Below are 11390 nucleotides of genomic sequence, written 5' to 3' on the forward strand. Positions count from 1 at the left end.
AAGAAGGCCAGGAGATGTCAGCGCCCTTGGCAGGCATCCACACGCAGCCAGCGCTCCAGCAGCTTGAAGCCCTGCACCAGCAAGAACGAGATCACCAGGTAGAACACGCCTGCGGCAAAGAAGATTTCCACCGGCAGGTAGGTACGGGCAATGATGGTACGGGCCATGCCGGTCAGTTCCAGCAGGGTCACGGTACTGGCCAGCGCACTGGCCTTGAGCATCAGGATCACTTCGTTGCTGTACGCCGGCAGGCCGATGCGCGCAGCACGGGGCAGCATGATGTAGAACAGCGCCTTGCCCCGCGACATGCCCAGCGCCCGCGCCGCTTCGATCTCACCTTTGGGGATCGATTGCAGCGCGCCACGCAGGATCTCGGCAATGTACGCGGCGGTGTGCAGGGTCATGGTCAGCACCGTGCACCAGAACGGATCGCGCAGGTACGGCCACAGCGAGCTCGAGCGCACCGCATCGAACTGCGCCAGGCCGTAATAGACCAGAAACAACTGCACCAGCAGCGGCGTACCACGGAAGAAGAAGATGTAGCTGAACGGCACGGCGCGCACGTACCAGTGGCGCGAGGAGCGGGCGATGCCCAGCGGGATGGCCAGGATCAAACCGGCAACCACGGCAATGGCTACCAGCTCCAGGGTCAGGACCGCACCCTCGGCCAGGCGCGGCAGCCATTTGAAGATGACTTCCCAATTCATTATTCAGCCCTCGCAAAGCCGCGAGCGGCGCGTTTTTCCATGAAGTACATGCCGGTCATGGCAATGACGGTCAGGCCCAGGTAGATGCAGGCTGCGACCATGTAGAAAGTGAACGGCTCCTTGGTCACGGTCACGCCGATTTGCGAGTGACGCATGATTTCTTCCAGGCCGATCACCGACACCAGGGCGGTGTCCTTCATCAGGATCATGAACAGGTTGCCAAGGCCGGGCAGGGCGATACGCCACATCTGCGGCAGGATGATCCGCGACAGGATGCGGCCCTTGGACAGGCCCAGCGCCAGGCCCGCTTCACGATGGCCCTTGGGGATCGCCAGGATGGCGCCACGGAACACTTCGGTGGCGTAGGCGCCAAAGCACAAGCCCAGGGCGATTACACCCGCCGCGAAGGCGCTAAGCTCCAGGCCCGGCATGTTCAGGGCTTCGCCGAGGCTGTTCATCAGCCCGACGGTACCGAAATAGATAAGCAGTACCCACAGCAGTTCGGGCACGCCACGAACCAGGGTCGAGTAGAAGCCGCCAAGCCATTGCAGGGGCTTGAGCGGTGAGGTTTTGGCCAGGGCGCCGAGCAGGCCCAGCACCAGCCCCAGCAGCAAGGCGCAAAGCGCCAGTTTTACGGTCATCAAGGTGCCGGCCATCATGGCCGGACCGAATCCGTGCAGGTCGATATTCATGGGCAGGTCATTTTAGGGACTGGCGCGCCACGTGGGCGCGCCGGTCAGGGCGGGTCATTCGATGCTGAACGGGAAGTACTTGTCGTTGATCTTCTTGTACGTGCCGTCGGCCTTGATTTCTGCCAGGGCTTTGTTCAGCTCGTCGCGCAGCTTGGTGTCACCTTTGCGCACGGCAATGCCGATCTTGTCGCTGTCCATCACCGGCTCGCCCTTGAACTCGAAGTTGGAGCCGTCTTTGCTTTTCAGCCACTCGTACTGCACGTACTTGTCGGCCAGGATGCCGTCGATGCGGCCGGACACCAGGTCCAGGTAGGCGTTTTCCTGGGTGTCGTACAGCTTCACGTCCACGCCCTTGAAGTTGTCTTCAAGGTAGGTGCCGGCCAGGGTTGCACGCTGGGTGCCGATGACCTTGCCCTTCAGCGACTCTTTGTCAGTCTTGAAGTCGACGTTTTTCGGCGCGATGAACTGCAGCTTGTTGGAGTAGTACGGCTCGGTGAAGTCCACAGCCTGCTTGCGCTCGTCGGTGATCGACAGCGAAGACACCAGGAAGTCGAACTTCTTGGCGTTCAGGGCCGGGATGATGCCGTCCCAGTCGGAGGTAACGACCGAGCACTCGACTTTCATCTTGGCGCACAGGGCATCGCCGATGTCTTTATCGAAGCCAACCACGTTACCGCTGGCATCCTTGTTGTTGAACGGTGGGTAGGCGGCTTCGATGCCCATGCGCAGTTTTTCTGCGGCCATGGCGTTTGCCGACATCACCAGCGTGGCAGCAGCTGCCAGGAGAAACTTCTTGTAGGTGTGCATGTATTGCTCCGTTAGCGGTGGCTTGACATGAATTGCTTGCAACGCGCCGAGTTCGGGTTCTCGAAGACCTGCTGCGGCGATCCCTGCTCTTCGACCAGGCCCTGGTGCAGGAAGACGACTTCACTGGACACATGGCGGGCAAAGCTCATCTCGTGCGTTACCAACAGCATGGTACGGCCTTCTTCGGCCAATGCGCGGATAACGTTAAGCACTTCCTGGACCATTTCCGGATCGAGGGCCGAAGTGGGCTCGTCGAACAGGATCACTTTAGGCTTCATGGCCAGGGTACGGGCAATGGCGGCACGCTGTTGCTGGCCACCGGAAAGCTGGGCGGGGTAGCTGTGGCGTTTGTCGTAGATGCCCACCTTGTTCAGCAGCGCTTCGGCGGCTTCGATGGCCTCGGCCTTGCTTTGGCCGAGCACGCGGCGTGGCGCCTCGATGATGTTGTCGAGGATCGACATGTGCGGCCACAGGTTGAAGTTCTGGAAGACAAAGCCGATTTCGCTGCGCAGGCGGTTGATCTGGCGGTTGTCGGCAGCGACCAGGTCGCCGTTTTTGGCTGCCTTGAGCTTGAGGGCTTCGCCAGCAACCAGGATTTCGCCCTGGTGCGGGTTCTCGAGCAGGTTGATGCAACGCAGCAGGGTGGACTTGCCGGAGCCTGACGACCCCAGGATGGAGATCACGTCACCGTCGCGCGCGGTCAGCGAAATGCCCTTGAGAATTTCCTGCTCGCCGTAGCGTTTGTGCAGATTGCGGATTTCCAGCGCGGGCGTGGCCTGAGCCATGTGCGGTCCTCATGTGTTCGGGTGCGTTCCCAGCTATTGGCGGCCTTCCTGGCGTGCGCCAAGCTAGCATAGCGGCATTATGGCGGCCAACAGGGTTGCCAGGGACTGTGGGCACTGGTGGGGCAGTTTGTCGCATCGCTACAGCGTAACGTCGCGCAGATGTCCGCGAAGGTGTCGCCCAGCACCAGAGCCTTGATGAAAAAAGGCGCGATGGTGCCAGCTTTAGCCCGCTCATGGAAGCGGTTTTGGCCCATTCGAGGGGTAAATCCGACCTTTAGGTCAAAGGTGTTCTCAGGGGGCAGCCTTATCTGTGGACGCGCCACAGGCTAAAGGGTTGTACCTCAAGGTTGCACTTTCTGGCATTGCGGTGGTGCACGGGTGTTACCGAGGAGCACCTTTGGTGCGTTTGTAAGTGGGTATTTCAGTAATCCGATGATTTGGCGTCCTTTCGGTCAAGCCGTGGCCGAAAGCCCTCCAAACCGCGTGCTAAAAGGCCCGTGAAATTTTCTGACGAATGCATTCAGCAGATGGCGCGCTTATTGCCAGTAGGAAACCGCCGATTGCAGCGACGCCTAGGTCAACCCTTGGCGCGCTCCGTACCCGCAGTCGGAGTGGTCCACTCCTTACAAAGGTAGTTTTATGAGCGGTAACAATTCCAATGACCTCGCTCAGGGGCTCAAACAACGGCATGTGACCATGCTGTCCATCGCTGGTGTCATCGGTGCCGGCCTGTTCGTAGGCTCCGGCCACGCCATCGCAGCTGCCGGCCCGGCCGTGCTGCTGGCTTACGCCGCCGCCGGTACGCTGGTCGTGCTGGTGATGCGCATGTTGGGTGAAATGGCGGTCGCCTCGCCTGACACCGGTTCGTTCTCTACCTATGCCGACCGCGCCATCGGGCGCTGGGCCGGTTTTACCATTGGCTGGCTGTACTGGTGGTTCTGGGTGCTGGTGATTCCGCTGGAGGCCAACGCTGCCGCGGCCATTCTGCATGCCTGGTTCCCTGCGGTGGATCTGTGGGCGTTCTCCCTCATCATTACCCTGGCGCTGACCCTGACCAACCTGTGCAGTGTGAAGAACTACGGTGAGTTCGAGTTCTGGTTCGCCCTGCTCAAGGTGCTGGCGATCATCGGTTTCATCGCCGTGGGCTGTGCGGCCATGTTCGGCTTTGTGCCGAGCAGCCAGGTGAGCGGTGCCAGCCACCTGTTCGATACCCAAGGCTTTATGCCTAACGGCCTGGGCGCAGTGCTGGCAGCCATGCTGACCACCATGTTCTCGTTCATGGGTACCGAAATCGTCACCATTGCTGCTGCCGAGTCGAAGGACCCGGGCAAGCAGATCAGCCGCGCCACCAACTCGGTCATCTGGCGTATCTGCCTGTTCTACCTGGTGTCGATCTTCCTGGTCGTGGCCCTGGTGCCGTGGAACGACCCGGCCCTGGCCGAAACCGGTTCCTACCAGACTGTGCTGAGCCGCATCGGCGTGCCGAATGCCAAGCTGATCGTCGACATCGTCGTGCTGATCGCCGTGACCAGCTGCCTGAACTCGGCGCTGTATACCTCTTCGCGCATGCTGTTCTCGCTGAGCAAGCGTGGCGACGCCCCGGCGATCGCCCAGCGCACCACCAAGGCGGCAACCCCGCATGTGGCGGTTTTGCTGTCCACTGCAGCGGCTTTCCTTTGCGTGTTCGCCAACTTCGTGGCCCCGGCCCAGGTGTTCGAATTCCTGCTGGCCAGCTCTGGCGCCATTGCCTTGCTGGTATACCTGGTGATTGCCGTGTCGCAACTGCGCATGCGCGGCCAGCGTGAGGCCCGTGGCGAGAAGATCACCTTCAAGATGTGGCTGTTCCCGGGCCTGACCTGGGCGACCATTGCCTTCATCGTCGCCATTCTGGTGGTCATGGCGCTGCGTGAGGATCACCGTGCGGAGATCATCGCGACTGCGTTGCTGAGCATTGGTGTGGTAGCGGCTGGATTGCTGGTACACCGCAAGCGCGAAGCTGCCGGGCGGGTGGCGCTGGATAACTGATCCGCGCTGGCTGTAATGAAAAGGCCGCGTCCTGTAGAGGGTGCGGCCTTTTTTGTTGCCTGTACCGGGCCTATCGCCGGCAAGCCAGCTGCTACAGGAATCTTGCTGCACTCAGGCCTGTCATGACCCTGTGGGAGCTGGCTGCCGGCGATAGGGCCCTTGCAGGTTAAATGGCCCTGTCAGCCAAACTGCTTCTGCTGTTGCTGCTGCTTGGCCACCAGTTCGGATGCGGTGATGTAGGCAGCCTGGAACTCGTCGCTTTCCAGCCAAGCCATGGTGGCCTCTTCGTCGGCGCCGTCCAGCCATTTGCGGTAGGCGTTGAACACCAGCACGATGTAGTCGGTGGCGTGCTCTTCCTTGTGCCCCTTGAGCACCAGGGCCAGCAGTGGGTCTACCAGGAACACCGAGATCATCGGCACCAGGCCGCCTTCCTGGGCTTCCTTCATCTTCTCGAACATCGCGTCGTAGCTGCCCGACTCCATCGCCTTGTTGTATACCTGCTCGACGCTGGCGCTGTCGCCGGCACTGGGCTTGACCGCCTGGCCGCTACGCACCATGCGGTTCTGCTTGGCCTTGCTGGCGGCGCGCTTGGCGCGTTTCTGTTGCTTGGTAGGGGTGGCCATGGGGGCTTGAGTCCTTGGGTGGTGCTGGAAAAGTGCGTATTGAATCGCAGATGGCAGTGAAACCCAAGCGGCATTGGCGGGTCTGACTCAGGCTGCCGGACATTCGGCATTCGCGCAAAGGACATTCACGGATGAAAGCACCCGTCATGCTCGGCCTGCTGGCCGCCGCTCTTGCCGGCTGCGGCAACATTGCCGCAGTCAAATCTTTCAATACCCCCTACGGCTCGCCCAGTGGCGGTGACACCGCACGCCTGCGGGTAATCGCCGACGGTATGGTACGTGCGGTACCGGAAAAGGACTGTGTGGACTGGTACAGCCCCGGTGCCGGAGTAATTGCGGTACCCACCAAAGGCTTCGCCGACCGCAATGGCGAAACCTTGGGCATGCCTGCCAGTGCATCTGCCCGGGCGGGTGACGCAGTCAGCGAAGTGCTGGTGCCTGCCGGTAAGCCGTTTACCCTGCACTTTCTCGATGGGGGGCGCTCGGCCGGCTATGACACGGTGCAGAACTGCCTGGGCATGTTCTCGTTCGTGCCGCAAAAAGGCGCCGACTACGAGCTGGTGGTGCACGGCTACAGCGCCTGCGGCGGCACGCTCAAGCGCCTGGACAAAGCCGAGGACGTGGCCCGGCGCAAAGCTGATTATTGCAGTGCCATGGCCAACTTCTAGGCGCTTCAGGCTGGTTGGGCGACCAGCTCGTCTTCTTCGAAGCCGCGAGCGGCCTTGCCGACCAGCAGCGCATCCGGGGCGTGGGCCACGCTGTGGTCCTTGCCCGGGTAGTCCAGCGAATGCAGGAAGTGGCGGATGCAGTTGATCCGCGCGCGCTTCTTGTCATCGGACTTGATCACCGTCCACGGCGCATCGGCGGTGTCGGTGTGGAAGAACATCGCTTCCTTGGCCGCGGTGTAGTCTTCCCACTTGTCCAGCGACTTGATGTCGATGGGTGACAGCTTCCAGTGTTTGAGCGGGTCGTCCCGGCGTGAAATGAAGCGTCGCAGTTGCTCTTCGCGGTTCACCGAAAACCAGTACTTGAACAGCAGGATGCCGCTGTTGCACAGCATTCGCTCCAGGTCCGGTGTCTGGCGCATGAACTCCAGGTACTGCAGCGGTGTGCAGAACTCCATCACCTTCTCGACGCCCGCGCGGTTGTACCAGGAGCGGTCGAAGAACACCATTTCACCCGCTGTGGGCAGGTGCTGGATGTAGCGCTGGAAATACCACTGGCCCTGTTCCTGCTCGGACGGCTTCTCCAGTGCGACGATGCGTGCGCCACGTGGGTTGAGGTGCTCCATGAAGCGCTTGATGGTGCCGCCCTTGCCTGCGGCATCGCGCCCCTCGAACAGGATCACCACACGCTGGCCGGTTTCCTTCACCCAGCTTTGTACCTTCAACAGCTCGATCTGCAGCGCGTGCTTGGCCTTTTCGTAGTCCTGGCGTCGCAGGCGTGTGCGGTAGGGGTAGTTGGCCGGCAGGTGGGCCGAGGTGCTGTCTTCGTTGCTGCCCTTCGGGGCGGTGGCAACTTCCAGTGCAGCGGGTTGCTGGCTGATACGGGTGATCGTCGGTTCCGGCTTGCGCTGGCGTGGGCGGCGCGTGCGGACTGGAGTGATGGGGGGTTCGCTGGGGGCGGGGAGCAGGAGGGGGGATTCTTCGCTCATGGAGGTCCTTGCTGGTCGATACGGGTATCCGTCTTCGATTATGAAGGTGAGCGAGTGATGGCTATTTGATGCTGGTCAATGAGCAAATATTACAGACAACAAAAAACCCGCACTAGGCGGGTTTCTTGTTGTCGCTTCGGGTAACTTTGCAACCACCAGAAGCTTGAAGGTGGTGCCCAGAGACGGAGTCGAACCGCCGACACGAGGATTTTCAATCCTCTGCTCTACCGACTGAGCTATCTGGGCGACGAGGTGAATTAAATAGATTTCCGGACCGCTCGTCAACGACTTTTTGAAAAAATTTTAAATTAATTCCGTCGCTTACGATTTTTGGGGTCATTCGGCCGGTGGAACGTAGCCTTCCGCCTGTGCGTATTCTTCGCCGGCGAAAAACTTGTCCATCTCTGCCAGGAGGAATTTGCGGTCCTCGGCATTCATCATGTTCAGGCGTTTTTCGTTGATCAGCATGGTCTGGTGCTTCTGCCAGTCGGCCCAGGCTTGCTGCGAGATGTGTTCGAAGATGTCCTGGCCCTTGGCGCCGGGGTAGGGCGGGCGCTCCAGGCCTGGCAATTCTTCTTTGTATTTGCGGCACATCACGGTGCGGGTCATCGGGCGTCTCCTGCAATCAGTTCGTCGGCCGCGCGTTCAAGCAGTTTTTTCACCGGGGCGGCAAGGCCCAGGCGCGGCGGGGTGGCGAGGTTATACCAGAGCCAGTCGGCCTCGGCCACGTGCTCGCCGACCAAGTCGACGTGCACCAGCCAGGGCTCGATTGCCAGCTGGAAGTGGCTGAAGGTATGGGTCAGGCCTTCCATGGCCTGGCTGCCTGCCAGGCGCAAGCCGTGCTGATAGGCCAGGTCGTCGAGCTGTGCGAGGTCGTCCAGCTCCGGCAGGCTCCACAAACCACCCCAAAGCCCGCTGGAGGGGCGGCGATAAAGCAGGATGGCGCCTTCGTGGTTGGCCAGCAGTGGCATCAGCGTGCGCCGTTGCGGCAGCGCCTTGCGCGGTTTGGGCTCTGGGTAGCGGGTTTCTTCGCCGTGCAGGTGTGCCTCGCAGCCGCGCTGCAATGGGCAGATCAGGCAACTGGGCTTGCTGCGGGTACACAGCGTAGCGCCCATGTCCATCATGGCCTGGGTATAGTGATTGGCGCGTTGCAGCGGGGTAAAACGCTCGGCCGTGGCCCACAGTTGGTTGGCTACCTTGGGCTCGCCTGGGTAGCCGGCCTGGGCGGTGTAGCGCGCCAGCACACGCTTGACGTTACCGTCCAGGATCGGCGCGCGAATGCCCATGCTGATGCTGGCGATGGCGCCGGCGGTGGAGCGGCCGATGCCGGGCAGCTCGGTGAGCTGCTCGACGCTGCGCGGGAATTCGCCGCCATGTTGCTCGACCACGATCTTTGCCGCTTTTTGCAGGTTGCGTGCGCGGGTGTAGTAGCCCAGCCCCGTCCACAGGTGCAGCACTTCGTCCTCCGGCGCTTCGGCCAGGGCCTGCACGGTCGGCAGGGCCTGCATGAACCGGTCGAAGTAGTTGAGCACGGTGCTGACCTGGGTCTGCTGCAGCATGATTTCCGACACCCACACCCGGTACGGGGTGATGCCCTGTTGCCAGGGCAGGTCGTGCCGGCCGTGCTCGTCGTACCAGTCCAGCACAGCGCTGGAGAACTGCTCGGGGCTCATCGCTTGAACAGCCCCTTGAGTGCGTCTTTTAATTCCGGGCTCACTTTGTCTCCAAGTTTCTCTTCGAGCTTTTCATCAATCTTGTCTTTGAGGCGGTTGCCGGCCAGCTTGGCGGCAACCTTGCCCATGCCGCCCTGGTCCAGGCGGCAGGCCTTGGCGCCTAGCTCCAGCGGGCCACGGCAGCGCAGGGGCACTTCAACGCCCACGTAGCGTTCGTTGACCTGGCAGGCCGGGTCCGGCATGGCGCGCTGATCGCCTTCGACAATCACACCGACGTTGTAGTCCATGCCCAGCACGCGCAGGTCGAGGTCGCCATGGCCGTTGACGGTCAGGCCCGGAATTCGCGCCTTGAGGTCCGGGTTGCTGGCAACGCCGTTGCGCACCACCAGGCTGCCGCGCAGTTCCTGGAACGGGGTGTCTTTGCCGCGTGGCTCGCCGCTCAGGGTCTTGCGGTTGAGCGTGGCGATGGCCTGGCACAGCTGCTGTTCCAGGTTGGCGTTGACCAGCACACCATCATTGATGGTGAAGTTGGCACTGCCGTTGAGGGTGTCGACCAGGGCTTTTTGGCTGTTGCCGGTGGCGGTCAGGTCGCTGGTCAGGGTCAGCAGGCCTTTGACCGGTGGAACCTGGTCCTTGCCTTCGGCCTTGATGAAGTGCTCAACCGGCACGCGCTGGATGTTGGTGTTCACACCCAGTTGCGGTACGGCAGGGCGCACATCGACTGTGCCTTTGGCTTCGAAGGTGCCGTTGTACAGCTCGCCACGCAGGGTTTGCAGGGTCAGCAGGCCGCCCTGGCCGATGGCCTTGAGCTGGGCGTCTTTGATCGGCAGCTTGTCCAGGGTCAGTGAGCCAAAGGCCAGGTCGGCTTGCAGGTCGAGGGCGCGCAGGCGGTCGACCGGCAGCAGCTTGTCGTCGCTCCACGCTACTTGAGTCGGGGCGTTGGGCAGCGGTGTGGTGCCGGCACCGGCCACGGCGCTGGCTTCTTGCTGCTTGACCTCGGCCTGGCGCGCGGCAGTGGCGCCCTTGGCTTCTTCGCTCTTGGCTGGCAGGTAGCGGTCAGCGTCGAAGGTATCGCCCTTGAGCTGCAGGCGCAGGGCCTGCTTGGCGAAGTCTTCCACGGCCACACGCCCACTGAAGGTGCTGTCGTCCAGCTTCACGGCCAGGTCTTCCAGGGCCAGGCTGTTTGCTGTGCCTTGCAGGCGGGTGACCAGCTCCAGCTTGGCGAAGGCTGCCGGGTCGTTGGTGGCCGGCAGTGGGCGGCCAATGCTGTCGAGGAACGTGCGCAGGTTGAACTGGGCGATGGACAGGCCACCGCTTAGCTGTGGGGCCTTGTCCAGGTCACGCACGTTCAGCTCGCCCAGGGCGCGCAGCTGGTTGGCCGAGACTTTCAGGCCGCTCCACGAGGCGACATTGGCGGCCAGGTCGACCAGCAGCTGGCCCTGGGCGGCGAAGGTCACGGTTTTGCCGCCGGTTGGCTCACCCGAGGTTTCGCCCGACAGGCGCATGTCTTCGAAGTTGTAGCGCTTGAGCTTGCGGTCGAAGCGCAGTTCGCCGGCCAGCTCGGTGCGGGCCTTGATGTTCGGCTGACTGGCGCTGATGAAGGCACTGGCCTTGAGTGGAATGTTCGCACCTTCATGAACCGGGCCAGTGCTCAACTGGATGCTCTCGGCGCTGTAGCTCTGGCCGGTCTTGGCATCGGTGTATTGCACGCGGGCGTTGTTCACGGTCAGGCTGTCGATGTCCAGCTTGACGGCGCGGTCGTTGCTGTCGGCTGTCGCAGGCTTCTGCTCGGCAGATGCCTGGGCAGGTGCCTCGGCGTTTGCACCGTTCTGCGCAGGCAGCGGTTTGCCGATGTCTTCCCAGTTGCCATGGCCCTGCTCGTCGCGCGCCAGGGTCAGGTTCAGGCCTTCGACGCGCACGTCGCTCATCTGCACTTCGCGGCGCAGCAACGGCAGCACGCGCACGGAAAGGCCAAGCATCTGCAGGTCGGCGAACGGCTCCTTGGGTTTGGCCAGCGTGGCGATGCTTGCGTCGTGCAACTCCAGGCCCAGCCACGGGAACAGGCTCCAGCCGATGTCGCCGTTGAGGGTCAGCTCGACGTGAGCCTTGTCCCGTGCCAGCTGGCGAATCTCGTCTTTGTAGTCGTTGGGATCAAAGAGGTGGGTCAGGGCGAAGCCCAGCGCCACGATGATCAGCAGCAACCCGAGAAGCCCCAGCCCCAGGATTTTGCCGAACGCTTTCATGGGCGAGTCCTTGTAGTCCGTTAGTGAATTCAGGCGGCAGAGTATAACGCCGCAGTGGTTGTGCCTGCTTATACGACTAGAGATACAGGCCATTTCCTACGGTTGCAGCAGATGGTACGGCTTTCGACAGGCAGGATTTTGTCAGTTCCGTATGTATCGCCTGTACCGGCCCTATCGCCGG

Annotated in this window: 11 protein-coding genes and 1 tRNA gene; 2 read left to right on the plus strand and 10 right to left on the minus strand. The window is 61.9% G+C overall.

Features of this window, described 5'->3' with window-relative positions; translation table 11 throughout:
• Nucleotides 1-17: 17 nt before the first annotated feature.
• Genes ACK1VC_RS11145 through ACK1VC_RS11160 form a run of 4 tightly spaced genes read right to left on the minus strand, consistent with a single transcriptional unit; the run spans nucleotide 18 to nucleotide 2991 of the window.
• Entirely contained in the window at nucleotides 18-707 is a 690-nt protein-coding gene (locus tag ACK1VC_RS11145; protein WP_016497592.1) for an ABC transporter permease, read from the minus strand.
• Nucleotides 707-1399, minus strand: a complete 693-nt coding sequence (locus tag ACK1VC_RS11150) for an ABC transporter permease (protein WP_016497593.1) — start codon at nucleotides 1397-1399, stop codon at nucleotides 707-709. The genes ACK1VC_RS11145 and ACK1VC_RS11150 overlap by 1 nt, the downstream gene beginning before the upstream one ends.
• A 54-nt stretch (nucleotides 1400-1453) precedes the next feature.
• Nucleotides 1454-2206 (minus strand): ABC transporter substrate-binding protein, encoded by a 753-nt coding sequence (locus tag ACK1VC_RS11155; RefSeq protein ID WP_016484495.1) that lies wholly within the window; start codon nucleotides 2204-2206, stop codon nucleotides 1454-1456.
• A gap of 11 nt (nucleotides 2207-2217) precedes the next feature.
• Nucleotides 2218-2991, minus strand: coding sequence for an ABC transporter ATP-binding protein (locus tag ACK1VC_RS11160; RefSeq protein WP_016484496.1), 774 nt, complete (start codon nucleotides 2989-2991; stop codon nucleotides 2218-2220).
• A 639-nt stretch (nucleotides 2992-3630) separates the two neighbouring features.
• Here ACK1VC_RS11160 and gabP point away from each other — a divergent pair.
• Nucleotides 3631-5016 carry a GABA permease gene (gene gabP / locus ACK1VC_RS11165; RefSeq protein WP_016484497.1) on the plus strand — a complete coding sequence of 462 codons (1386 nt, stop codon included), beginning with the start codon at nucleotides 3631-3633 and terminating at the stop codon, nucleotides 5014-5016.
• Between the two features lie 179 nt (nucleotides 5017-5195).
• Here the strand turns inward: gabP and ACK1VC_RS11170 are convergent, their stop codons facing one another.
• Nucleotides 5196-5639, minus strand: a complete 444-nt coding sequence (locus tag ACK1VC_RS11170) for a hypothetical protein (RefSeq protein ID WP_016484498.1) — start codon at nucleotides 5637-5639, stop codon at nucleotides 5196-5198.
• Nucleotides 5640-5770: 131 nt separating this feature from the next.
• On the opposite strand from ACK1VC_RS11170, the gene ACK1VC_RS11175 reads away from it, so the two are divergent.
• On the plus strand, nucleotides 5771-6307 hold the full coding sequence (locus tag ACK1VC_RS11175; protein ID WP_016484499.1) for a hypothetical protein: 537 nt from the start codon (nucleotides 5771-5773) through the stop codon (nucleotides 6305-6307).
• A 5-nt stretch (nucleotides 6308-6312) separates the two neighbouring features.
• On the opposite strand, the gene ppk2 is transcribed toward ACK1VC_RS11175, so the two are convergent.
• The 5 genes from ppk2 to ACK1VC_RS11200 all read right to left on the minus strand — a co-directional run bounded on the left by ppk2 (nucleotide 6313) and on the right by ACK1VC_RS11200 (nucleotide 11209).
• Nucleotides 6313-7293 carry a polyphosphate kinase 2 gene (ppk2, locus tag ACK1VC_RS11180; RefSeq protein WP_224372415.1) on the minus strand — a complete coding sequence of 327 codons (981 nt, stop codon included), beginning with the start codon at nucleotides 7291-7293 and terminating at the stop codon, nucleotides 6313-6315.
• A gap of 170 nt (nucleotides 7294-7463) precedes the next feature.
• Nucleotides 7464-7539 (minus strand) — tRNA-Phe (locus tag ACK1VC_RS11185).
• 90 nt (nucleotides 7540-7629) lie between these two features.
• Nucleotides 7630-7902: an oxidative damage protection protein gene (locus ACK1VC_RS11190; RefSeq protein ID WP_191087177.1), complete on the minus strand. Its 273-nt coding sequence runs from the start codon at nucleotides 7900-7902 to the stop codon at nucleotides 7630-7632.
• Entirely contained in the window at nucleotides 7899-8966 is a 1068-nt protein-coding gene (gene mutY, locus ACK1VC_RS11195; RefSeq protein ID WP_016484502.1) for an A/G-specific adenine glycosylase, read from the minus strand. The genes ACK1VC_RS11190 and mutY overlap by 4 nt, the downstream gene beginning before the upstream one ends.
• On the minus strand, nucleotides 8963-11209 hold the full coding sequence (locus ACK1VC_RS11200; protein WP_191087178.1) for an AsmA family protein: 2247 nt from the start codon (nucleotides 11207-11209) through the stop codon (nucleotides 8963-8965). The genes mutY and ACK1VC_RS11200 overlap by 4 nt, the downstream gene beginning before the upstream one ends.
• Between the last annotated feature and the right edge of the window lie 181 nt (nucleotides 11210-11390).

Source organism: Pseudomonas sp. XP2 (assembly GCF_053557975.1).

Excerpts from the sequence above, each read along its gene's own strand:
- ACK1VC_RS11145 (WP_016497592.1), bottom strand. The coding sequence starts at position 707 with ATGAATTGGGAAGTCATCTTCAAATGGCTGCCGCGCCTGGCCGAGGGT.
- ACK1VC_RS11150 (WP_016497593.1), bottom strand. The coding sequence starts at position 1,399 with ATGAATATCGACCTGCACGGATTCGGTCCGGCCATGATGGCCGGCACC.
- ACK1VC_RS11155 (WP_016484495.1), bottom strand. The coding sequence starts at position 2,206 with ATGCACACCTACAAGAAGTTTCTCCTGGCAGCTGCTGCCACGCTGGTG.
- ACK1VC_RS11160 (WP_016484496.1), bottom strand. The coding sequence starts at position 2,991 with ATGGCTCAGGCCACGCCCGCGCTGGAAATCCGCAATCTGCACAAACGC.
- gabP (WP_016484497.1), top strand. The coding sequence starts at position 3,631 with ATGAGCGGTAACAATTCCAATGACCTCGCTCAGGGGCTCAAACAACGG.
- ACK1VC_RS11170 (WP_016484498.1), bottom strand. The coding sequence starts at position 5,639 with ATGGCCACCCCTACCAAGCAACAGAAACGCGCCAAGCGCGCCGCCAGC.
- ACK1VC_RS11175 (WP_016484499.1), top strand. The coding sequence starts at position 5,771 with ATGAAAGCACCCGTCATGCTCGGCCTGCTGGCCGCCGCTCTTGCCGGC.
- ppk2 (WP_224372415.1), bottom strand. The coding sequence starts at position 7,293 with ATGAGCGAAGAATCCCCCCTCCTGCTCCCCGCCCCCAGCGAACCCCCC.
- ACK1VC_RS11190 (WP_191087177.1), bottom strand. The coding sequence starts at position 7,902 with ATGACCCGCACCGTGATGTGCCGCAAATACAAAGAAGAATTGCCAGGC.
- mutY (WP_016484502.1), bottom strand. The coding sequence starts at position 8,966 with ATGAGCCCCGAGCAGTTCTCCAGCGCTGTGCTGGACTGGTACGACGAG.
- ACK1VC_RS11200 (WP_191087178.1), bottom strand. The coding sequence starts at position 11,209 with ATGAAAGCGTTCGGCAAAATCCTGGGGCTGGGGCTTCTCGGGTTGCTG.